Source organism: Bradyrhizobium sp. 521_C7_N1_3 (genome assembly GCF_052075975.1).
Lineage (GTDB): Bacteria > Pseudomonadota > Alphaproteobacteria > Rhizobiales > Xanthobacteraceae > Bradyrhizobium > Bradyrhizobium japonicum.
On record NZ_CP197232.1, the window covers coordinates 3381931 to 3403875 of the forward strand.

A 21945-nucleotide genomic window follows, 5' to 3' on the forward strand; every position below is an offset into this window, starting at 1 on the left:
GTGCCTCCGGGCGAGGTATGACGGTGTCATGCCTCGTTCCCGGACCCTTGCCGCATGATGCCGGCGCATGAGACCTACGATGTCATTGTCGTCGGCGCCGGTGCCGGTGGGATGACGGCTGCGGCGGTGGCCGCCGCTGAAGACTTGCGCGTGCTGGTGATCGAGAAGACGGCGTTCGTTGGCGGCACCACCGCCTGGTGCGACGGCATGGTCTGGATCCCCGCCAATCCCAAGATGAAGGACGTCGGGCTGTCCGACAGCATCACGGACGCGGTCCGGTATCTGTCGAGCACGGTGCCGGAGCCTGCCAATGCCGGCCTGCGCGCCGCCTTCCTCGCGCGCGGGCCGGAGGCGGTCGCCTATCTCGAAGCCAACACGGAAGTGCGCCTCCAGCCGGTGAAAGCCTGTCCGGACTGTTATCCGGAGCGGCTGGGCGCGACATCAGGCGGACGCGTGCTGGAGCCGGTCGCATTCGACGGCACCCGGCTCGGCGCGCCTTTCGCGCGGCTGCGTGCGCCGCTGCCGGAGTTCACGCTGTTCGGCGGGATGATGGTCAATCGCCTCGACATCCCGCATCTGCGCCGGGCCGGAACATCGTTGCGTTCGACCTTGCGCGCGGCGCGGCTGGTTTCCGAATACGCGTTGCAGCGGCTGCGCAATCGGCGCGGCACGACGCTGCATCTCGGCAACGCGCTCGCGGCGCGGCTCTATGCCTCGCTGCTGGCGCGGCAAGTCGAGATACTCTTCTGCGCCGATGTCGAGGACCTGTCGATGCAGGGCGATCGCGTCGGCGGCGTTGTCATCCGCCACGGCTCCCGCGACCGCCTGATCTCCGCGCGCCGCGGCGTGGTGGTTGCGACCGGCGGCTTTTCGCACGACGCTGTGTTGCGCAAACGCTTCTTCCCGGCCGCGGCTGGTTTCGTCTCGGCGGCCAGCACCGCTGGCACTGGCGACGGGCTCCGGCTTGCGGCCACGGCCGGTGCCGCGCTCAACGCGGAGGCGACGAACCCGGCCTATTGGGTGCCGGCCTCGCTGTTCCGTCGCGCCGATGGCAGCCGAGGTGTTTTCCCGCATACGACCGACCGCGCCAAGCCTGGCGTGATCGCCATCAACGCGGCCGGCCGTCGCTTCGTCAACGAGGCGCTGTCCCACCATGAGTTCGTGCTGGCGATGTTGCGCGACGGCAATGGCGAGCCGGACCGGCCGTTTTATCTCGTCTGCGACCGTCAGTTCCTGTGGAGCTACGGCCTCGGCCGCATCAAGCCGTTTACGCTCAACCTCCGGCGCCATGTGGCGAGCGGCGAGTTGCTCAAGGCTCCCGACATCGCGCAGCTCGCGGCGAAAACCGGCGTCAATCCGTCCGTGCTCACGGCGACGATCGCAGCTTACAACGTTGATGCGAAGCAGGGCCGCGATCCCGAATTCGGCCGCGGCAGCACCATCTATCAGCGCCACCTCGGCGATGCCACCCACAAGCCCAATCCCTGCGTCGCGCCGATCCTCCGCGCGCCGTTCTTCGCGATGCGCATCCATCCAGCCGATCTAGGCACGGCCATCGGCATGAAGGTGGATGCCCAGGCGCGCGTGCTGCGCGAGGCCGGCACGCCTGTCGCGGGTCTCTACGCCTGCGGCAACGACATGGGGTCGATCATGAACGGCAACTATCCGGCGCCGGGGATCACGCTCGGGCCGGCGCTGACGTTCGGGTATATCGCGGGGCGGCATCTGGCAGAGGGAGCGACGGTCGCGCCGAGTAACGCCGCAGCGTCAGTCTAGCTACCTCCACCGCTGTCATTCCCCGCGAAGGCGGGGAATCCAGTATGCCGGGGCCTATCGATTGAGCCACAACCGTCTCGGAGTACTGGATCGCCCGGTCAAGCCGGGCGATGACGTCGAGTGTGTGGCGAGCTCGTCCACAATCTCCGTCATTGCGAGCGCAGCGAAGCAATCCAGGCTGTTTCCGCGGAGGGTTTCTGGATTGCTTCGTCGCTTAGCTCCTCGCAATGACGTGGAGAGAGTTTGCGTCCTACCGCTACTCCGCCGCCGCGGCAAAGCGGCTATTCTCCAGCTCGGCTTCCAGCCGCGCTGTCTCGGCTGCCGCGAGCTTGATGTTGGCTTCCTTGACGTGGCCGAAGCCGCGGATCGTCTCTGGCACGCGTGCGAGCCGCGCCAGCAGCGGGATCTGCTCCGCCTTCAGCCCGGCCATCCGCTGATCGATCATGCCGAGATAATCCGCGACCAGCTTCCGCTCGGTCCGGCGCTCCTCGGTGCGGCCGAACGGGTCGAACGCGCCGCCGCGCAGGACCTTCAGCCTGGTGAGAATGCGGAAGGCGTGGATCATCCAGCCGCCGAACTCCTTCTTCTGAAGGTGTCCGGTGGTCTTGTCGCGCTGCGCGAAGATCGGCGGGGCGAGGTGGTACTTCAGCGTGAAGTCGCCGTCGAACTTCTCCGACACCTTCTTGGCGAAGCTGCCGTCGGTGTAGAGCCGTGCCACCTCGTACTCGTCCTTGTAGGACATCAGCTTGAACAGGTTCTTGGCCACGGCCTCGGTCAGCTCCGTGGAGGCGGGCGAGGCGACCATTTCCGCCTTGCGCACCTTGGCCACGGCTGCGAGGTAACGGTCGGCGTAGGCCTTGTCCTGATAGCCGATCAGAAACTCCGCGCGGGTCGCGATCACGTCGTCGAGCGATTTCGTCGGCGCGGATGCGCGGCTCTTGAACTGCAGTACGCTGCGCACGCGCGACATGTCGTGGGCGGCCAGCCGTCCCCATGTGAAGGCGAGCTTGTTCATCTCGATCGCCGCGCCGTTGATCTCGATGGCGCGGAGCAGGGCCTCCAGCGACAGCGGGATCGCGCCCTTCTGGAAGGCGAAGCCGAGCATGAAGGGATTGGTCGCGATGCTGTCACCCATCAGGGCCGAGGCAATGCCTGTCGCATCGATGATGTCGAGGTTCGAGTCGCCGACTGCGTCACGCAGCACGGTCTGCATCGTGCCCATCTCGAAGTCGAGATCGGGGTTTTGCACGAAGCTCGCGGTCGGTTGCAGGTCGGCGTTGATGTAGGCCTTGGTCACGCCGCGTTCGGCGCGGCTGAGCGCGGAGGGACCTGCCGAGACGATCATGTCGCAGCCGAGGATGACGTCGGCGCCGCCGGTGGTGATGCGGACGGCAGAGATATCCTCCGGCCTCCGCGCGATGCGGACATGGCTCATCACCGCGCCGTTCTTCTGCGACAGGCCGGTGAAGTCGAGTGCGGAGCAGCCACGGCCGTCGACATGGGCGGCCATGCCGAGCAGCGCGCCGATGGTGATGACGCCGGTGCCGCCGATGCCGGTGACGAGGATGTTGTACGGCGCCTCGAGTTCGCGGGCAGGAGGCAGCGGCAGGTCGGCGAACAACTGTCCGGAATCGACCGCCGATGTCTTCATCCGCTTCAGGCTGCCGCCATGCACGGTGACGAAGCTCGGGCAAAAACCTTCGACGCAGGAAAAGTCCTTGTTGCAGTTGGACTGGTCGATCTGGCGCTTGCGGCCGAACTCGGTCTCCAGCGGCTGCACCGAGACGCAGTTGGAGGCCTGTGAGCAATCGCCGCAGCCCTCGCAGACGAGCTCGTTGATGAAGGCGCGTTTTGCGGGATCGGGATAGAGCCCGCGCTTGCGGCGGCGGCGCTTCTCGGCGGCGCAGGTCTGGTCGTAGATGACGACCGTGAGACCCTTGATGTCGCGCAGCTCGCGCTGCACGGCATCAAGCTCGCGGCGGTGATGGATGGTCGCGCCTTGCGGGAAGTAGTTGCCCTCAGGGTACTTGCTGGGATCATCGGAGACGATGGCCAGGCGCTTCGCGCCCTCGGCCCAGACCTGGTGCGCAATCTGCGCGACGTTGAAGGCGCCCTCGGCCGGCTGGCCGCCGGTCATTGCGACGGCGTCGTTGTAGAGGATCTTGTAGGTGATGTTGATGCCGGCGGCCGATGCCGCGCGCAGCGCAAGCAGGCCGGAATGGGTGTAGGTGCCGTCGCCGAGATTCTGAAAAATGTGCTTCTCGGTGGTGAAGGGCGACTGGCCGATCCAGTTCACGCCCTCGGCACCCATATGCGAGATCAGATCGGTGCGGCGGGTCGGCATGCTCAGGGCCATGCCGTGGCAGCCGATGCCGGCCATGGCGCGGCTTCCCTCGGGCACCCGCGTCGAGGAGTTGTGCGGACAGCCCGAGCAGAAGAACGGCGTACGCGCGAGCTTGATCTGCGTGCTTGATGTGACGGGATTGTCGAAGGCCTCGAGCCGGGCGAGGCGCTGTTCCAGCACCGGGCTGTGATGCCCGAGCTTGCGCAGCCGCGCCACCAACGCGCCTGCGACAATCGTCGGCGTCAGCTCGCCTTCGCTCGGCAGCAGCGGTGCGCCGCGCTCGTCGCGCTTGCCGGTGACGGTCGGCCGCCTCGATGCATCGATATTGTAGAGGATGCGCATCAGCTGGTCTTCGATGAAGCCGCGCTTCTCCTCGACCACGAGCACGTCCTGAAGGCCTTCGGCAAAACGCCTGGCGCCGCTTTCCTCCAGCGGCCAGGTCAGTGCGACCTTGTAGATGCGCAGGCCCAGGTCCTGCGCATCCTTGTCGGTGATGCCCAAATCGGCCAGCGCCTGGCGGAGGTCGAGATAGGCCTTGCCGGTCGCGACGATGCCGAGCCGCGCGGGCTTGGAATCGAGCACGATGCGATCGAGCTGGTTGGCGCGGGCAAAGGCCTGCACGGCGGCCATCTTCGGGCCGAACAGACGTCTCTCGGCGTCCAGCGGCGGATCGGGCCAGCGGATGTTGAGCCCGCCGGGCGGCATCTCGAAATCGTCGGGCAGCTTGATCCGGATGCGCTCGGGATCGCTGTCGATCGAGGCCGAGCTTTCCACGGTCTCGCTGATCGCCTTGAAGCCGACCCAGCAGCCGGAGAAGCGCGACAGCGCAAAACCATAGAGGCCGAGGTCGAGATAGTCCTGGAGTGTCGCCGGATTGATCACGGGGATCAGCGCCGCCGCGAATACCTGCTCGCTCTGATGCGCCAGCGTCGAGGACTGGCAGCCATGGTCGTCGCCGGCAAGCGCGAGCACGCCGCCATTGAGCGAGGTGCCGGCCGCATTCGCGTGTTTGAGCGCGTCGACCGAGCGGTCGACGCCGGGTCCCTTGCCGTACCAGATGCCGAACACGCCATCGACCTTGGCGCCGGGGAACAGGCCGACCTGCTGGCTGCCCCAGACGGCGGTCGCCGCCAGGTCCTCGTTCAGCCCGGGGACGAAAGCGATGTCATGCTGCTGGAGGTGCGACTTTGCGCGCCACAGCGCGTGATCGTACATGCCGAGCGGGGAACCGCGATAGCCCGAGATGAAGCCGCCGGTGTTGAGCCCCTGAAGCCGGTCGCGTTCGCGCTGCAACATGGGCAACCGAACCAGCGCCTGCGTGCCGGACAGGAAGATCCGCTTCGATTCGAGCCGGTATTTGTCGTCCAGCTCGACCTGCATCAGCGTCATTTCAGGAGTCCTCGTCTCTGGTTCGGCTTGGGGGGTTGCGCTGCGGGAGGGATAGCGGCGGCGCGACGCGAATTGTGACAGTCAAGAGCATGGGCCGGCGAAGTCAATACAGCTAGCCGCATCCGTGGCGCTCCTGCTAGTCATGGCTGCCTGTGGAGGACACCATGGCTGCAAACGCATTCGACACCGAGATTACAGAGACGGCCGAGGCGCTGATTGGCCCTTGGCGCCAGCCGCGCCAGATGCTTCACGCGCAAGTCTACGACGCGCACGCCTCGATCCACGACGATGCCACAGCGCAAAAGCTCGGCTTCAAGGGCGGCACCATCGAAGGCCCGACGCATTTCAGCCAGTTCGCCCCGCTCGGCGCGCGGCTGTGGGGGCAGGCCTGGTTCGAGAGCGGTTGCCTGTCTGCGCATTACCGCAACGCCTGCTTCGAAGGCGAGGAGGTGCAGGCGGTCCTGTCGAAGCCGCTGCCCGGCACGAGCCAGTGCCAGATCCAGATGGTCAAGCGCGACGGCACCGAGGTGCTGCGCGGCACGGCCTCGGTCGGTGAGCCGCATGTCGCAACCGCGCTCGAGGCACGCCTGGGCGAGCTCAAGCCGCTCGCCGATCCCGTGATCCTGCGCGATGTGAAGCTAGCCCAGACGAGCAAACGGCAGACGGTGCGGATGGCGTTCGATCAGAACATGGGCGACCTTTATCCGTTCTCTCTCCGGCAGAAGCTCGCCGTCATCACCGAGAACTCGCCTTACTATTCGGGAGCGGACAATCCCTGGGGCAAGCCCATCATCCCGATGGAGATGCTGAGCGTGTTGTTCCAGTACCGCTCCAAGGACGATCCGCCGCCGGCCAAGGGGCCGGCGGTCGGCCTGTTCGCGGACCAGGAGATCAGACTGATCAAGGGACCGCTCTTCGTCGATGAGGTGTACGAAATCGAGCGTGAGGTCGTCGCGCTCTCCGGCAGCCGCCGCACCGAGAGCGCCTGGGTGAAGACGCGCGTGTTCGGCAAGACGGGCGCGGTGGTGGCCACCATGCTGCTCAACATGGCGACGCTGAAGGATTCGTATGCGCCGTATGAGATGGAGTATCGGCAGCTGTACGGGGTTGGGCGGTAGAGGCAAGGCGTCGCACACACTCTCTCGTCATTCCGGGGCGCGCGTAGCGCGAGCCCGGAATCCATTTCACCGCGGACTTTGTCGCCCGATGGATTCCGGGCTCGACACTTCGCGTCGCCCCGGAATGACGAGCGGAGAGCGCTCATCCTTTAAGCAACTGCACGTCGCAAAGCCGTCGCACAGGGAATAAGCAGCCGTCAGCCGCTGACGTAACCTTCTGAGTGCGCAGCAAATTCCCTCGTGGCCCGCGCGCCACCGCAATTGTACACAATGGCACGGCGTTTGCAGAACTCCTGGCAAAGAGAGTTCTCGCGGGGGCCTTGAGTCATGTTGAACTCGACCAAGCCGACACCGGGCGTCATCAGCGCCGAGCCCGAGCCGATCAGGCTCGACTGGCCTGCCACCGCGCTTCTCATCATCGACATGCAGCGGGATTTCATGGAGCCGGGCGGCTTCGGCGAGACGCTGGGCAACGATGTCAGCCAGCTCGCGCGCGCGGTGAAGCCGATCGGCGCGGTGCTGAAGGCGGCGCGTGACACCGGCATGCTGGTGATCCACACGCGCGAGGGGCATTTGCCCGATCTGTCCGACGCGCCGCCCGCAAAAGTCGAGCGCGGCGCGCCGTCCTTGCGCATCGGCGATCCCGGCCCGATGGGGCGCATTCTCATTCGCGGCGAGGCCGGCCACGACATCATTCCCGAGCTTTATCCGCTCGACAGTGAGGTCGTGATCGACAAGCCCGGCAAGGGCGCGTTCTACGCCACCGAGCTCACGGATGTGCTGGAGAAATACGGCATCGAGAACCTGCTCGTATGTGGCGTCACAACGGAAGTTTGCGTCAATACCACCGTGCGCGAGGCCAATGACCGCGGCTATCGCTGCGTCGTCATCTCGGACGGCTGCGCATCCTACTTCCCCGAATTTCACGAGATGGGCCTGAAGATGATCAAGGCCCAGGGCGGCATCTTCGGCTGGGTCGCGGACTCAGCCGCAGTACTGGAGGCGATGAAGGTTTCGACCACATAGGGGTAACATCATGAGCACATTGACGGGGACTTCCGGCAGATCTGATCTGAGCAAGTCCGAGTTCAAGCCGGCATTATGGACATCGGGCGACTGGAACGCGTTCTTCGGCTTCGGCACCAACATCCTCGTCAACATGCTGGTGCTCACGGGCCTGCTGCGCTTCGTTTTGAAGATGCCCGATAGTCTCGTGTTCGGCCGCATCCTGCCCGCGCTCGGGCTGATGATGTGCCTCTCCACCTTCTACTATGCGTATCTCGCCTATCGGCTGGCGCAGAAGACCGGCCGCAACGATGTCTGCGCACTGCCCTCGGGCGTCAGCGTGCCGCACATGTTCATCGTCACCTTCGTGATCATGCTGCCGATCACGATCAAGACCGGTGATCCGCTCAAGGGTTGGTCGGCCGGCCTCGTCTGGGTGTTTTTCCAGAGCTTTATCCTGATGATCGGCGGCTTCATCGCGCCGTTCATCCGCAAGATCACGCCGCGCGCGGCGCTGCTCGGCACGCTCGCCGGCGTCTCCGTCACCTTCATCTCGATGCGTCCGGCGTTAGAGATGTACATGACGCCGCAGATCGGTCTCGTCTGCTTCGCCATCATCCTGGTGAGTTGGTTCGGCGGCGTGAAATATTGGCGCGGCATTCCCGCGGGCCTCGTCGCGATCGCGGTTGGCATGGTCATCGCCTGGGGCTCGAACCTGTTCGGCCTCGGTCTCGGTGGGCTGAGCGTCAAGGGCGTCGGCGACGCTTTCGCGAACTTCGGCTTCTCGGTGCCGATCCCGGCGGTAGGCTACGTCTTCTCCGGCTTCGAATTCCTCGGCATCATCCTGGTTACCGCCATTCCGTTCGGCATCTACGACCTCGTCGAGGCCATGGACAATGTCGAGAGCGCGGAAGCGGCCGGCGACGAATATCCGACCACGCGGGTGCTCACCGCCGACGGCGTCGTCAGCCTGATCGGCTGCCTGATGGGCAACCCCTTCATCAACGCCGTCTATATCGGTCATCCCGGCTGGAAGGCGATGGGCGGCCGCATCGGCTATTCGGCTGCGACCGGCATCATGGTGGTGGTGCTGGCCTGGTTCGGCATCATCTCGGTGCTGCTGGCCCTCGTGCCCGTCGTCGCGATCTCGCCGATCCTGCTCTATATCGGCATGCTGATCGGCGCGCAGGCGTTCCAGACCACACCGGTCAAGCACGCGCCGGCGATCGTGCTGGCGCTGACCCCGCATCTTGCCGCCTGGGCCAAGCTCCAGATCGACACGATGCTCGGCTCGACCATGATGGCGGCGACCTCTGTCGGCGGTCTCGCCGCCGACAAGGCCGACGCGGTCAAGGCCGCCGCGATTGCCGCGCTGCCGCAGCAGGGCGTGTTCTATCACGGCTTGGAGGTGATGGGCGGCGGTTCCATCCTCGGCGGCCTCATCCTCGGTGCGATCGGTGTCTTCATCATCGAGCGCGACTTCGAGAAGGCCTCGGCCTTCGCGCTGGTCGGTGCGGTGCTCACCTACTTCGGCTTCATGCATGGCGAAGCCGTCGGTATCGGCGGCGGCTTCGGCGTCACGCCCGCGGTGGCGTTCGCCTACGCGGTGATGGCGGCGGGACTGTTCGCGGCCAGCAGGCTCGGCACCACCGAGCACTATGCCGCCCATCCGGAGCTGCACGCCGCGCCTGCGGAGTAGGTCTCGGAAAACGGAAACGCAGCCGGGCGATGTCGTGTCGCCCGGCTGCTTCATTTGCTACCCGCCCTTGACCGCCCCCGCTGTCAGCCCGGCAACGATCTGTCGCTGGGCGAACACTGTGAGCAGCAGCACCGGGAGAGTGACGATCAGCGCGGCCGCGGCCAGCGGCCCCCAGCTCAACTGGTCGAACGAGATCATGTTGTAGACGGCGACGGGCAGGGTGCGCGTCTCGCGTCCGGCCAGCACGATGCCGAACACAAAATTGTTCCAGGAGAAGATCACGGCGAGGATGAAGGCGACCGCGATTCCGGGCTTGGCGATCGGCAGGGCGACGTGCCGAAAGACCTGCCACCGCGTGGCGCCGTCGATCAGGGCGGCTTCCTCCAGTTCCAGCGGCGTGGTCTCGAAATAGCCGATCATGATCCAGATCACGATCGGCACCGTCACGACGAGATGGATGATGATCTGCGGCACCAGCGTGCCGAGCAATCCCAGCCACTGGAACAGCAGGAACAGCGGGATCAGATAGGACAGGCCGGGCGTGATGCGCGCGATCAGGATCACGATCGCGGATTTGTGCGCGGCCATGCGCGCGATGCCGTAGCCGGCGGGAACGCCGACGAGCAGGGCCAGCACGGTCGCGCTGCCGGTGACGATCAGGCTGTTGACGAAATAGGTCAGGAAGCGGTTGGAAGCGAGCACGTCGGCATAGTTCTTCCAGGCGATGCGATCGGGGATGAACACCGGCGGGTAGGCGGCATTGTCGACCTCGAATTTGAGCGACAGCGACAGCATCCAGAGGAAGAACAGGATCGCCGGCGACACGATGACGAACACCGACAGCCACAGACCGATCCTGCCAACGATCTGACGTAAGTTGATTTGACTTGGGTTGATCCGACCTGGGGTCATGCGCCGCTCGCGATTTCGGTCCAGAGCATGCGCTGGCGGGCATAGAGCATCACGGCCGCGAGGGCGACGATGAGGAGGAAGAACACCACCGCGATCGCCGAGCCGTAGCCGAGGTCGTAATAGGTGAAGGCGACGCTGTAGAGATAGATGTTGATCGTCTCCGACGCCGAGCCCGGTCCTCCCTGCGTGATCGCGAAGATGATGTCGAAACTCTTCACGGCATCGATCATGCGGATCATGCCGGCGATGAACAGGAACGGCATGATCAGCGGCAGGGTGATGAAGCGGAACACCTGCCAGAAGCTGGCGCCGTCGATCTGCGCGCTTTCATAAGGCTCGGTCGGGATGGCGGCGAGGCCGCCGAGCACGATCAGCATGACGAGCGGCGTCCATTGCCAGGTCTCGACCAGCACCAGCGAGGGAATGACGGTCGCGGGGTGGAAGACCCAGAGCTGCGCAGGTATCCCGACCAGCGACAAGAGGTAGTTCAGCACGCCGAGCTGCGGGTGGAACATCATGGTCCAGACCAGTGCGATCGCGACGGGGGTCGCCATCATCGGCATGATGAAAATACCGCGCAGAAAGCCGCGGCCGGCGAATTTCTGATGAAACACCACGGCTGAGGCCGTGCCGAGGATCAGGGGCAGCGCCACCGACAGCACGGTGTAGACCAAGGTGTGGCCCACTGCCTCGAGGAAGCGCGGATCGCTCGTCAGCCGCAGATAGTTGGAGAACCCGACGAAGGTCGTCGGCGAGCCGACCTTCCACTCGTTCAGGCTCATCCAGATCGTGAAGGCCCACGGAAAAATGATGATCGCGACCACGACGACCAGCGCCGGCACCACGAACGGCCAGTAGGACGGCGGCCGCAATTCCTTCTCCGGCGCGGCATCGGACCGTGCCGCGGCCGGAGTCGATTGTGTCAACGCACTCACGCTTTTTCGCTGCGCTCCAGGATCGGCCGAAACTGGTCGTGGGCCTTCTTCAATTCCGTAGCGGGGTCGGTGCCTGCGAGTGTCGAGGTGACTGCGGCGCCGACAAGATCGCGGAATTCGGCGACCGGGATGATCACGGGCAGACCGAGCTTGCTGATCTTGGCGGAATCGATCACCGACTGCAGCCACTCCTTGGGCATCTTCACGCCGTTCTGGACCTCGGGATCGCCGAGGATCGAGTTGCGGAACGGCACGCCGCCGCCGGCCTGCAACAGCCGCGCGCCCTGCTGCTTCGAGACCGCCCACTGGCAGAGCAGATAGGCGGCTTCCTTGTTCTTGCTGGCGGCGGCAATGCCGATGCCGTCGCCATAGGTGGCCGAATATTGCCCCTTCGGTCCGGCCGGCACGACGGTGTAGCCGACCTTGCCGACGACGCGCGAGGCGGCGGGGTCCTCCAGCGGCGGCGCCCAGCCGACGCCGTCGATCCACATCGCCGAACGTCCTTGCGTGAACGAGGCCATCGACTCCATCCAGTTGAAGCCGGCGACGCCTGGCGGGGCGACCTTCGTCAGCAGCGTCTGATAGAGCTTTGTCGCGGCTACGGCCTCTGGACCGTCGGTCAGGATGTTGCCCTTGGCGTCGAGGAATTCGCCGCCATAGTTGAGGAAGAAGTTGGTCCACAACGTCATGTTGGCGTTGCGCAGGCCCCGTCCGACGAAACCGTAGGTGCCTTCCTTGGTGTCGGTCAGTTTTTCGGCGGCCGCGACCATCTCGTCGAGGGTCTTGGGGATCGCGACGCCCTTCTTCTGGAACAGCTCCTTGTTGTAGTAGAGGATGAAGTAATCGACCGACCAGGGCAGCGACAGCATCTGGCCCTTGTCGTTCTTGGCGTATTGCAGGCCGGCGGCGGAGAAATCGCTCTCGACGAGATCGGGCGCCGTCAGCGTCGGATCCTTCATGAAGGGCGTCATGTCGGCGAGCCAGCCGGCTTTCTCGAACTGCCGCTTCTGGACGTGATAGCTGAGATGGACGACGTCGAAGCTCGGCCGCCCCGAGGTCAGCTCGATCACCACCTTCTGGCGCTGCTGCTGCTCCGGGATCTGTTCGGATTCCACCTGGATGCCGGTGAGCTCGGTGAACTCCTTGATGTTTTTTTGCAGGTTGTCGCCGCGCGGACCCTTGGCGAGGATCACCTCCAGCTTGGTCCCGGCATATTTCTTCCAGTTGACCTCGGCGCGTGCCGGTAGTCCGGTCAGGCTGAGCGCGCCGGCCGCGGCGGTCCCCGTCAACAGCGTGCGGCGCGAGATGTTATGCTTGGCCACGTCAAAATCCCTCCCTCTGATTCATTTTGTTTGGGAGGGATACTAACGGCCGTGCAACGCCTGCCTAGTCCTAATCTGCGGACTCAGGGACGCACGGCAGGCGTCTCCATCGGCAGGCCGTGCGCCCGCGACATCAGGTAGAGTTCAAGCGCGACCAGCTCGGGCGCACCGTAATCATAGGCCTGGGCGCGTACGCCGGTCATGCAACTGCGCAACCGGCGCTCGATCGACCCCAACGTCTGCCACTCCAGGCGGTAGAGCGGATAGCCGGTCGGCTGCCCTTGCGTGATCGGCGAGCCCGCAAGACGCTTGTCGAAATTGTCGTCGTGGCAATTGGTGCAGGCGAGGTTGAGCTGGCCCTCGCGCTGCATGAAGAGGTCGCGGCCCTGCGCCACGAAAGGCTTCAGCTCCGGATCATCGCCGGCCGTAATCGCGACGCCGCGGGACTGGTGGGCGACGAAGGCGGACAGCGCCAGGAGGTCGCGGCTCTCGTAGGGCAGCGCCGGCGCCTGCTGATGATTGGCGCGGCAGAGGTTGATGCGCTGGTCGAGGGTGACGGGGCGCGCCAGCGCCTTGTCGAAGGCCGGATAGCGCGCCGCGACGCCCTTCATGCTGGTCGTTGCATCGCCATGGCAGTCCGCACAGGCCTTGTCGGCGCTGCCGGCCTTTTTCGCCCAGAGCGCGCCGCCGTCGAGCACGAAAAGCATGCCCGGATTGGACGTGTCGTCATCCTGCATCGCGCGCGTGTCCGGCCCCATGAACGAATAGCCGGAGCGGCGCGCGTCCGGCGGAATTTCGCCGGCGAGCAGCGCAGGGGCCGCGGCCAGCAATGTTGCCGCCGCTATCGCGCGCCAAAAGATCATTCGACGGTGATCGAGGCCGATGCGGTCGACGAATAGCCGTTGTCGCCGATCCATTCGAATTCGAACTTGCCGCTCTCCTTCGCGACCGTGAAGAAGGAGAGATATGGGTTGGCCGCGGTCGCCGGAAACAGGTCGGCACGGAAGACTTCGGTGCCATTGTAGCGGCACGTAAAACTCGTGATGATGTCGCGCGGCACCAGCGCGCCGTCCGCGGTGTGGCGGAAGCCCGTTTCCATGATGTGCGAGGTCAGCGTGCGGATCTCGATGACATCACCGCGTTTGGCTTTTGCCGGAACGTTGATGAGCGCGGCCATCAGTTCATCTCCTCGGTGCAGGCGGCCAGCGTCACGACGATGTCGGCGGCGACCTGCCAGAACGTGTCATCGGACAGGCGTGCGATTGCCACCACCTTCTGGGTGTCGGCGAGCCGGATTCGGGTCGAGACCTGGGCGCGGCCCGAGGCGGGGTTGAGATAGAAATTGCCGATGTTCGGCTGCGGGTTCTTCTCGTTGAAGACGTGGATGCTCTTGACGTAGTCGTTTGCCGTCATCGGGCTTGCGACGCTCACCGTCATAGGCACCGTGTTGCCGTTCTCGACCAGCGGCGGAATGTCGAGCTTGATCTTGCCGGTGCGAATCTGGGCTTCGCCGACGACGTTGCGGATGGCGGTGCTGAGCATCGCGGGCGTCGCTTCCAGCGGCCGCAGCGTGACGATCGGAATCGTCCCGGCGACCGTCGCGCCGCCTGCAATACTGAGGAATTGTCGTCGCGTGGTCGGCATGAAGCTAGTTCCGAAGCGTTACAAGAAAGGCCACGATGTCTTCGATCTCCGCGGCGGATAATATCGGCTTGCCGGCAAAATTGCGCCCGACCCGGACCAGCCCGTCGTTGCGGTAATAGGACGGCATGATGGTCTGCGGGTTGTAGCGCGATGCATCGACCAGCCGCAGCCGCAACTGGCCCGCCGACCACCAGTTCCCGGTGCCGGTGAGATCGGGCGCAAGATCACCCTGGAACCGTACCTCCGGGAACGGACCGGAATGGCAGAGGATGCAGGTCGTGGTGCGCGCCACCACCAGCGCGCGGCCGCGCGCGGGATCGCCCGGCGTGCCCGTGAGTGGCTCCGGAATGGTGTCACCGATGATTCTGTAGGGCACGAGCTCGTCGGCTCTTGCTCCACAAGCCAGGGCAAGGCCGGCGGCGATCAGCGCCGCGGTATGAAGGAATGCTCTAGCCAAAGGTGTCCGCCGTGATGGTTTGAAACCAGCGCTCGGCTTCAGCCGCCTCGCGGGCGCGCAGCTCGCGCGGTGCGTCGACCGGGCTGGTCGCGCCGCCCTCGACCTCGGCAAAGATGTCGCCCCTGGGCTGGTAATTGCCGGCGAGCGAGAAGCCGTAGCCGGGCGCGGCGGTGTTGTAGCAGATGCCGGTCAGCCGCGGCGCTTCCGGCGCGCGGCCTGCGAACAGGTTGAGGATGGCGGCGGCGCAGGCCTTGCCCTGTGCGCTCGCGGCCGACGCCGATTTGGGAATGCCGCCGCCGAGGCAGGCATCGCCGATGACATGGATGTTCGGGACGAGCTTCGACTCGAAGGTCACGGGATCGATCGGGCACCAGCCGGTCGCATCCGCCGCGCCCGCGATCTCGGCGATGCGGCCGGCGCGTTGCGGCGGGATGACGTTGGCGACATCAGGCGTGTAGTTGCCGAACTCGGTGATGATGGTCCTTGTCGAAGGATCGACCGAGGTGACGCGACCGCCCTGTGACAGCGCGATGCGCTCGATCATGTCGCCATAGAGCTCCTTCCACGCCTTCTCGAACAGCCGCTGCTGCGAAAAATTGTCCTTGGCATCGAGGACCAGCACCTTCGAGCGCGGCTTCTTCGTCTTCAGGTAATGCGCGATCAGGCTGGCGCGTTCGTAGGGCGCCGGCGGGCAGCGCGAGGGATTGGCCGGGATGGCGATGGCGACCGTGCCACCATCCGCCATCGCCTCCAGCTGCCTGCGCAGCAGCAGCGTCTGCGCGCCGGCCTTCCAGGCGTGCGGCATTTTTTCGGATGCCGCCTCGTCATAGCCGGGCAGGGCCTCGAAATGGAAGTCGATGCCGGGCGAGAGCACGAGACGGTCATAGGGCAGCGCGACGCCGTCGGTCGTCACGACGCCGCGCCGCTGCGGCTCGATTGTGGTCACGGCCTGGCCGATCACGGTGATGCCCTCGGCGGCGAGCTTGTCATAGTCGAATTGCTGCGCGTCGATCTCACGCAGGCCTGCAATCACCTCGTTGCTGAAGGGGCAGGAGGTGAAGACCGCGCTGGGCTCGATCAGGATGATTTGCAGGTCTTCACGCGCGCGTTTCAGCGCGCGGGCGCAGGCCGCGCCGCCGAACCCGCCGCCGACCACGACGACACGTGCTGCCGATTGCGCACGCAGGACCGATGGCCGCGCCAGCGTTGCGGCGGCCGCGGTGATGCCGAGCACGGCATTCCGCCGTGTCACCGGGCGCGTGGTCATCAGGATCATCCAGGCAAAAATGCCGCGGCGGCCGTTGCAGCCGCCGCGGCGTTTCTCAGGCGAAGGTGATGTTCTGGTCGCGCAGCGGCACCGAGCGGATGCGCTTGCCCGTCGCCGCGAAATAGGCGTTGAGCACCGCCGGCGCCGCGACGCCGATGGTCGGCTCGCCGACGCCGCCCCAGAACCCGCCGCTCGGCACCATCACCGATTCCACCTTCGGCATCTCGTTGATGCGCATCGAGTTGTAGGTGTCGAAGTTGGTTTGCTCGATCTTGCCGTCCTTGACGGTGCAGCCGCCGTAGAACAGCGCGGAGAGGCCATAGACGAAGGAGCCGGCGATCTGCCGCTCCACCTGCGCCGGATTGACGACGTAGCCGGGATCGGTGGAGGCGACGATGCGATGCACCTTGACCTTGTTGCCGTCGGTCACCGAGATCTCGGCGGCGCCGGCGACATAGCTGCCATAGCCCATGACCTGCGCGATGCCGCGATAGACGCCCTGCGGCGCCGGCTTGTCCCAGCCGATCTTCTCGGCGACGGCATTGAGCACCGCCAGATGCTTGGGATGATTGCCCATCAGCTTGCGGCGGAATTCGAGTGGGTCCTGGCCTGCGGCCTGGGCCAGCTCGTCCATGAAGCATTCCATGTAGATCGCGTTGTGATTGACGTTCACGCCGCGCCAGAAGCCGGGCGGAACGTGCGGGTTGCGCATCGCATGCTCGATCAGGAGGTTCGGCACCGAATATCCGAACGCGGCTTCGCCGGACTGGGCGACGCCCTGGAATGCGGCCGGATCCATGCCGTTCTGCAGCGCTTCGGGGCGGAGCGAGAACAGGATCGACTGCCCGGACAGGCGGTAGTGCAGCGCGATCAGGTTGTTGTTGGCGTCGAACGCGCCGGTCATCTTGCACTGGGTGATCGGGTGATACCTGCCGTGCGCCATGTCCTCTTCGCGCGACCACAACAGCTTGATCGGCGTGCCCGGCATCTGCTTGGCGATCATGACCGCCTGGCGGACGTAGTCGGTCTGGCCGCGCCGGCCGAAGCCGCCGCCGGGCATCACCTTGTACATGTCGCACTTCTCTGCCGGCAGGCCGGAAGCCTCCAGCACCGCCGCGAAGACGGCCTCGCCGTTCTGCGTGCCGCACCAGACCTCGCATTTGTCCGCCGTGTAGAGCGCGGTGGCGTTCATCGGCTCCATCGTGGCGTGGTTCTGGTAGGGGTAGTTGTAGACGGCTTCGACCTTCTTCGCTGCGCCGGCAATCGCGGCTTTGGCGTCGCCGTTCTTGTTGCCGACATAGGCCGGCTGCGCGTCGTCGAGGCCTTCGGCCAGCCACTTCGCAATCGACTCGCTGGAGACCTTGGCGTTTTCGCCCTCGTCCCAGACGATCGGCAGCGCTTCCAGCGCGGTCTTGGCGTGCCACCAGGTGTCGGCAACGACCGCAACCGCGGTGTCGCCGACCTTGACGACCTTCTTGACGCCTTTCATGCCGGTGATCTTGGCTTCGTCATAGCTCTTCAGCTTGCCGCCAAACACCGGGCAGTCCTTGATTGCGGCGTTCAGCATGCCCGGCAGCTTGACGTCGATGCCGTAGATCATCGTGCCGGTGGTCTTGTCGGCGGTATCGAGCCGCAACAGGCCCTTGCCTGCGATGGTCCAGTCCTTGGGATCCTTGAGCTTGACGTCCGCGGGCGGCGTCAGCTTGGCGGCGGCTTCGGCGACCTTGCCGTAAGTCGTCGTCTTGCCCGACGCCTTGTGGGTGATGACGCCCTTGGCGACGGTGCATTCAGAGGCCGGCACCTTCCACTCGTTCGCGGCGGCCTCGATCAGCATCACGCGCGCGATGGCGCCGCCCTTGCGGACATAGTCCTGCGACGAGCGGATGCCGCGGCTGCCGCCGGTCGAGAAATCGCCCCAGACGCGCTTGCGGGCGACGCTCTGGCCGGGGGTCGGATATTCGGTCGTGACCTTCGACCAGTCGCATTCGAGTTCCTCGGCGACCAGCTGGGCGAGGCCGGTGAGCGAGCCCTGGCCCATCTCGGAGCGGGCGATGCGGATCACGACGGTGTCATCGGGCCTGACCACGACCCAGGCGTTGACTTCCGGCGAGCCGTCGGCCGCGCGGACCACGGCGGGGCCACCGAAGGGGAGATCGAGCCCGATGGCGAGGCCGGTACCGACAGCGGCGGTGCCGATGACGAAGGCACGACGGTTCATCTTGGGAGAAACATGCTTGTTCATGGGGCGGCTCCTCAGGCGCTGGCGATCGTGTGGATCGCTTCGCGCACCTGCTGGAAGGTGCCGCAGCGGCAGATATTGGTGATGGCCTCGTCGATGTCGGCATCGGTCGGCTTCGGCTTTTCGGCGAGGAGCGCGGCCACCGCCATGATCATGCCGCTCTGGCAATAGCCACATTGCGGAACGTCCTTGGCGATCCAGGCTGCCTGCACCTTGTGCAGCGTGTCGCCGGACCCAAGCCCCTCGATCGTGGTGATCTTCTTGCCTTCGGCTTCGCTGACCGAAATCCCGCAGGAACGGATGGCAACGCCGTCCATGTGAACGGTGCAGGCGCCGCATTGCGCAATGCCGCAGCCATATTTGGTGCCGGTCAGGCCGGCATTCTCACGAATCGCCCAGAGCAGCGGCGTATCGGGCTCCACGTCGAGCGTGAAGGTTTTTCCGTTGATTGTTAGGTTTGCCATCGCAAAGTCCCCTTATTGGCCCAATCCACCGATTAGACTCAGGGAACAATGTGTCTGGCAAATTGGAACTGTTCAAATCAATAGTCCGAGGGGTGGCCAACGAAGATTTTCCCGGCCGGGGGATGATCGTGGGCAGGGTGGTGTTACATGCAGCCGCCGGCAGCTGCTCAGGACCAGGCGGCTTAGCGACACCTCCGTCGGCGCCAGTGCGCAGCTTGAGACGACGTGAATGCCGGTTCCAGGGCCGATCGGCGCTGCGTTGCAGCGACAGTTTGTCCCTTTTGCCGGGGTGCAAGACGGAAACGCTTTGCTACAGTGCACCCGATTCAAAAGGAGTTCCATGAACGTGGCGACCCCCTGCAACGTGCTGATGCTCTATCCGCTCTTCCTCGCGGAGTCGTTTTGGAGCTTTGGTGAGTCCTGCAAATTGATGGGCGTCCGGCGCCCGGCAGCCCCCCTCGGCCTGATCACGGTGGCCGCGATGTTGCCGAAGGACTGGACGGTCCGGCTGATCGACTGCAACACCCAGCCCCTCGCTGACGAGGATCTCGCCTGGGCCGATGTCGTCTTCACCGGCGGCATGCTGCCGCAGCAGGCCGATACGCTGCGCCTGATCGAACTCTGCCGCGCCGCCGGCAAGCCGGTGGTCGTCGGCGGCCCCGATCCGACGTCGAGCCCCCATGTCTACGAACGGGCCGACTTCCGGGTGCTCGGCGAGGCCGAAAGCGTCATCGACGAATTCATCGCGGCCTGGGAAAGCGGGGCCCGCTCCGGCCTCTTCACTGCGCCGAAATTCCAGGCCGACGTGACAAAGACTCCGGTGCCACGCTTCGATCTCCTGAAGTTCGAGGACTATCTCTATCTCGGTGTGCAATATTCGCGCGGCTGCCCATTCACCTGCGAGTTCTGCGACATCATCGAGCTCTACGGCCGTGTACCGCGCACCAAGACGGTCGAGCAGATGTTCGTCGAGCTCGAGACGCTCTACCGCATGGGCTACCGCGGCCATCTCGACTTCGTCGACGACAATTTCATCGGCAACAAGAAGTCGCTGAGGCAGTTTCTGCCCCAGCTCGCCGAATGGCAGCGCGCACACGGCTATCCCTTCGAATTGTCCACCGAGGCTTCGGTCAATCTGGCCGACGATCCCGAGCTATTGGAGCTGATGGGCGCGGCCAATTTCTTCGGCATCTTCGTCGGCATCGAAAGTCCGGACCCTGCAACGCTGGTCGCGATGCGGAAGAAGCAGAACACGCGGCGCAACATCGCCGAGAGCATCCACAAGATCTATGCCGCCGGCATGCTCGTCACTGCGGGCTTCATCGTCGGCTTCGACAGCGAGAAGGTCTCGATGGCGGAGGCGATGATCGATTTCATCGAGGAGGCCGCCATTCCCGTCGCCATGGTCGGCCTGCTCTATGCCTTGCCGAACACGCAGCTCACGCGCCGACTCGAGCGTGAAGGCCGGCTGCATCCGGGCCACGATCTGGCGCCGACCATCGGCGCCGATCAGTGCACGGACGGCATCAACTTCGATACGCTCCGCCCGTTGCGCGACATCCTGACGGACTACAAGCGGGTGCTGGAGCACATCTACAGCCCCGCCGCCTACGCAGGACGCGTTGACCGCCTGATGACGCTGCTCGACCGATCCAGGCAGCGCCCCGAGCTCGCCGAGGGCGACATCCGCTCGCGGGTCGGGGCGATGGAGACGGTGCACCGCGTTGTCACCGCCCTTCCCGAAGCGCGCGGGCCGCTGTGGCAGACCTTCATGAACTGCGCCAAGCGCGACACCTCATCGGCGCGCATTGCCGTACAGATGATTGCCGCCTATGCGCATCTCGGGCCGTTCTCGCGCAAGGTCATCGAAGCCATCGACGGGCGCCTCGCCGCGCTCGATGACGAGACGGTCATCCCGACCGCTGCGACGCTCGACACCACCGCGGCCCGGCACCTGGCCTGAAGGCTTACTTCACCGCCAGCCGCAAGAAGCTCATGACGCTGCCGAGCGCGGCAAAGCCGGCGCCGAGGGCCAGCGCGACGGTTGCGCCGTTATGGCCGGCCAGCGCAAAGCAGAGGGCGGCGAGCGCCGCGCCCGTGGTCTGGCCCGTCAGGCGTGCGGTGGCGACGATGCCGGAGGCGCTGCCGCTGCGGTGCGGCGGCGCGCTCGACATCACCGCCTTCATGTTCGGCGCCTGGAAGAAGCCGAACCCCATGCCGCAGATCACCATCCGCCAGATGATGTCGGGGATGGCAGGATTGGACGGGAGCATCGCGAGCAATGCCATGCCGAGGCCGAGCAGCACGAGCCCGATGCCGCCGAGCAGGCCGACCGCGTGCCGGTCGGAGAGGCGCCCCGCGATCGGCGCCATGATGCCGACCACCAGCGGCCAGGGCGTCATGAAGAAGCCGGTCTCGACCTGCGAACGCCCGAGCACGTCCTCGAAATAGAACGGCAGCGAGACGAAGGCGAGGCCCTGCACGGCGAACGAGCACACCGCGGTCGCCGCCGACAGTGCGAACATCGGCCGGCTGAACAGGTCGATCGGCAGCATCGGCGCGGGATGGTCGGCATGCCGGCGCGTCAGGATGAAGCCGAGGGCGAGGGCCGTGATCAGCTCGATGCCCACGACGACAGGCGATAGATTGTGCGCGGCGCTGCCGATGCCCGTGATGAACAGGCCGAGGCAGGCGGACGCCAGGACCGCGCCGAGAAAATCAAAGCCGTGATCGGCGCGCGGCGTCTTCGGCAGCATCGCATAGCCGATGCCGATCGCGACGAGACCGAACGGGATGTTGACCGCGAACAGCCACGGCCACGGGCCGAATGCGAGGATGGCAGAGGCGATCGATGGACCGAAGGTGAAGGCGGTTGCGACCACGAGCGCGTTGTGGCCAAAACCGCGGCCGAGCATCCGGCCGGGATAGACGAAGCGCACCAGCGCCGTGTTGACGCTCATGATGCCGCTGGCGCCCAGGCCCTGCAGCGTGCGCGCGACCAGCAGGCTGTCCAGCGACCATGCCACGGCGCAGAACAGCGAGGCGATGGTGAACAGGATCAGGCCGCCGAGATAGATGCGCTGGTGCCCGACGATCTCGCCGAGCGCACCGAGCGGCAGCAAAGTGGCCACCAGCGCGATCTGGTAGACGTTGACGACCCAGACCGATTGCTCCGGCGTGACATGCAAATCGGCGGCAATGGCTGGCAGCGCGATATTGGCGATCGCGGTGTCGAGGGAGGCCATCGCCAGCGCGGTGAAGATGGCGGCGATCGCCCAGCGCCGCTGCGTGGCCGGAAGGCCGTCGGCAATGGGATGGTCGGGCTCGCGCGCGGCGGCAGGTAACGTGATTGTCATTGCCTGGCGCGTTGCTCC

At 65.4% G+C, this 21945-nt stretch carries 16 protein-coding genes and 1 pseudogene; 5 read left to right on the forward strand and 12 right to left on the reverse strand.

Annotated elements, in window-relative coordinates:
- The first annotated feature begins 54 nt into the window (after positions 1-54).
- Positions 55-1776, forward strand: a complete 1722-nt coding sequence (locus tag AB7008_RS15745; protein ID WP_441259030.1) for an FAD-dependent oxidoreductase — start codon at positions 55-57, stop codon at positions 1774-1776.
- A 256-nt stretch (positions 1777-2032) separates the two neighbouring features.
- On the opposite strand, the pseudogene AB7008_RS15750 reads toward AB7008_RS15745, so the two are convergent.
- Positions 2033-5521 (reverse strand): annotated as a pseudogene (locus AB7008_RS15750) (indolepyruvate ferredoxin oxidoreductase family protein); the annotation flags it as partial.
- A gap of 152 nt (positions 5522-5673) precedes the next feature.
- On the opposite strand from AB7008_RS15750, the gene AB7008_RS15755 reads away from it, so the two are divergent.
- The 3 genes from AB7008_RS15755 (at position 5674) to AB7008_RS15765 (ending at position 9331) form a co-directional block, all read left to right on the forward strand.
- Positions 5674-6627: a hypothetical protein gene (locus tag AB7008_RS15755; RefSeq protein ID WP_441259031.1), complete on the forward strand. Its 954-nt coding sequence runs from the start codon at positions 5674-5676 to the stop codon at positions 6625-6627.
- Positions 6628-6954: 327 nt separating this feature from the next.
- Positions 6955-7653 carry a cysteine hydrolase family protein gene (locus tag AB7008_RS15760; protein WP_028156964.1) on the forward strand — a complete coding sequence of 233 codons (699 nt, stop codon included), beginning with the start codon at positions 6955-6957 and terminating at the stop codon, positions 7651-7653.
- A gap of 10 nt (positions 7654-7663) precedes the next feature.
- On the forward strand, positions 7664-9331 hold the full coding sequence (locus AB7008_RS15765; RefSeq protein ID WP_441259032.1) for a regulator: 1668 nt from the start codon (positions 7664-7666) through the stop codon (positions 9329-9331).
- Positions 9332-9388: 57 nt separating this feature from the next.
- Here the strand turns inward: AB7008_RS15765 and AB7008_RS15770 are convergent, their stop codons facing one another.
- The 10 genes from AB7008_RS15770 to AB7008_RS15815 form a co-directional block, all read right to left on the reverse strand.
- Positions 9389-10213, reverse strand: a complete 825-nt coding sequence (locus AB7008_RS15770) for a carbohydrate ABC transporter permease (protein ID WP_441261206.1) — start codon at positions 10211-10213, stop codon at positions 9389-9391.
- 26 nt (positions 10214-10239) lie between these two features.
- Positions 10240-11178: a carbohydrate ABC transporter permease gene (locus AB7008_RS15775; RefSeq protein WP_166350665.1), complete on the reverse strand. Its 939-nt coding sequence runs from the start codon at positions 11176-11178 to the stop codon at positions 10240-10242.
- Positions 11175-12500 carry an ABC transporter substrate-binding protein gene (locus tag AB7008_RS15780; protein WP_441259033.1) on the reverse strand — a complete coding sequence of 442 codons (1326 nt, stop codon included), beginning with the start codon at positions 12498-12500 and terminating at the stop codon, positions 11175-11177. Before AB7008_RS15780 ends, AB7008_RS15775 begins: the two co-directional genes overlap by 4 nt.
- Positions 12501-12583: 83 nt before the next feature.
- Positions 12584-13363, reverse strand: coding sequence for a sulfur oxidation c-type cytochrome SoxA (gene soxA / locus AB7008_RS15785; protein WP_441259034.1), 780 nt, complete (start codon positions 13361-13363; stop codon positions 12584-12586).
- A complete protein-coding gene (gene soxZ, locus AB7008_RS15790; protein ID WP_248881881.1) occupies positions 13360-13677 on the reverse strand; it encodes a thiosulfate oxidation carrier complex protein SoxZ in 318 nt (105 codons plus the stop codon). The genes soxA and soxZ overlap by 4 nt, the downstream gene beginning before the upstream one ends.
- Complete coding sequence (locus tag AB7008_RS15795) at positions 13677-14144, reverse strand: SoxY-related AACIE arm protein (RefSeq protein WP_248881882.1); 468 nt, start codon at positions 14142-14144, stop codon at positions 13677-13679. Before AB7008_RS15795 ends, soxZ begins: the two co-directional genes overlap by 1 nt.
- A 4-nt stretch (positions 14145-14148) precedes the next feature.
- Positions 14149-14601, reverse strand: a complete 453-nt coding sequence (gene soxX / locus AB7008_RS15800; protein ID WP_441259035.1) for a sulfur oxidation c-type cytochrome SoxX — start codon at positions 14599-14601, stop codon at positions 14149-14151.
- Positions 14594-15877, reverse strand: a complete 1284-nt coding sequence (locus tag AB7008_RS15805; protein ID WP_441259036.1) for an FCSD flavin-binding domain-containing protein — start codon at positions 15875-15877, stop codon at positions 14594-14596. Before AB7008_RS15805 ends, soxX begins: the two co-directional genes overlap by 8 nt.
- 46 nt (positions 15878-15923) lie before the next feature.
- The gene (locus tag AB7008_RS15810) at positions 15924-18110 is read right to left on the reverse strand and encodes a molybdopterin cofactor-binding domain-containing protein (protein WP_441259037.1); all 2187 of its coding nucleotides are present in this window, start codon (positions 18108-18110) and stop codon (positions 15924-15926) included.
- 11 nt (positions 18111-18121) lie between these two features.
- Positions 18122-18571 carry a (2Fe-2S)-binding protein gene (locus AB7008_RS15815; protein ID WP_441259038.1) on the reverse strand — a complete coding sequence of 150 codons (450 nt, stop codon included), beginning with the start codon at positions 18569-18571 and terminating at the stop codon, positions 18122-18124.
- A 340-nt stretch (positions 18572-18911) separates the two neighbouring features.
- Here AB7008_RS15815 and AB7008_RS15820 point away from each other — a divergent pair, with 340 nt between their 5' ends.
- Entirely contained in the window at positions 18912-20534 is a 1623-nt protein-coding gene (locus AB7008_RS15820; RefSeq protein WP_041955932.1) for a B12-binding domain-containing radical SAM protein, read from the forward strand.
- Between the two features lie 4 nt (positions 20535-20538).
- On the opposite strand, the gene AB7008_RS15825 is transcribed toward AB7008_RS15820, so the two are convergent.
- Positions 20539-21927: an MFS transporter gene (locus tag AB7008_RS15825; RefSeq protein ID WP_441261207.1), complete on the reverse strand. Its 1389-nt coding sequence runs from the start codon at positions 21925-21927 to the stop codon at positions 20539-20541.
- Positions 21928-21945: the final 18 nt, after the last annotated feature.

Bases quoted from the DNA above. Each gene is read 5' to 3' on its own strand.
- AB7008_RS15760 (WP_028156964.1), top strand. From the start codon at position 6,955: ATGTTGAACTCGACCAAGCCGACACCGGGCGTCATCAGCGCCGAGCCC.
- AB7008_RS15825 (WP_441261207.1), bottom strand. From the start codon at position 21,927: ATGACAATCACGTTACCTGCCGCCGCGCGCGAGCCCGACCATCCCATT.
- AB7008_RS15745 (WP_441259030.1), top strand. From the start codon at position 55: ATGATGCCGGCGCATGAGACCTACGATGTCATTGTCGTCGGCGCCGGT.
- AB7008_RS15795 (WP_248881882.1), bottom strand. From the start codon at position 14,144: ATGCCGACCACGCGACGACAATTCCTCAGTATTGCAGGCGGCGCGACG.
- AB7008_RS15805 (WP_441259036.1), bottom strand. From the start codon at position 15,877: ATGATCCTGATGACCACGCGCCCGGTGACACGGCGGAATGCCGTGCTC.
- AB7008_RS15820 (WP_041955932.1), top strand. From the start codon at position 18,912: ATGAACGTGGCGACCCCCTGCAACGTGCTGATGCTCTATCCGCTCTTC.
- soxA (WP_441259034.1), bottom strand. From the start codon at position 13,363: ATGATCTTTTGGCGCGCGATAGCGGCGGCAACATTGCTGGCCGCGGCC.
- AB7008_RS15815 (WP_441259038.1), bottom strand. From the start codon at position 18,571: ATGGCAAACCTAACAATCAACGGAAAAACCTTCACGCTCGACGTGGAG.
- AB7008_RS15755 (WP_441259031.1), top strand. From the start codon at position 5,674: ATGGCTGCAAACGCATTCGACACCGAGATTACAGAGACGGCCGAGGCG.
- AB7008_RS15810 (WP_441259037.1), bottom strand. From the start codon at position 18,110: ATGAACAAGCATGTTTCTCCCAAGATGAACCGTCGTGCCTTCGTCATC.
- soxZ (WP_248881881.1), bottom strand. From the start codon at position 13,677: ATGGCCGCGCTCATCAACGTTCCGGCAAAAGCCAAACGCGGTGATGTC.
- AB7008_RS15765 (WP_441259032.1), top strand. From the start codon at position 7,664: ATGAGCACATTGACGGGGACTTCCGGCAGATCTGATCTGAGCAAGTCC.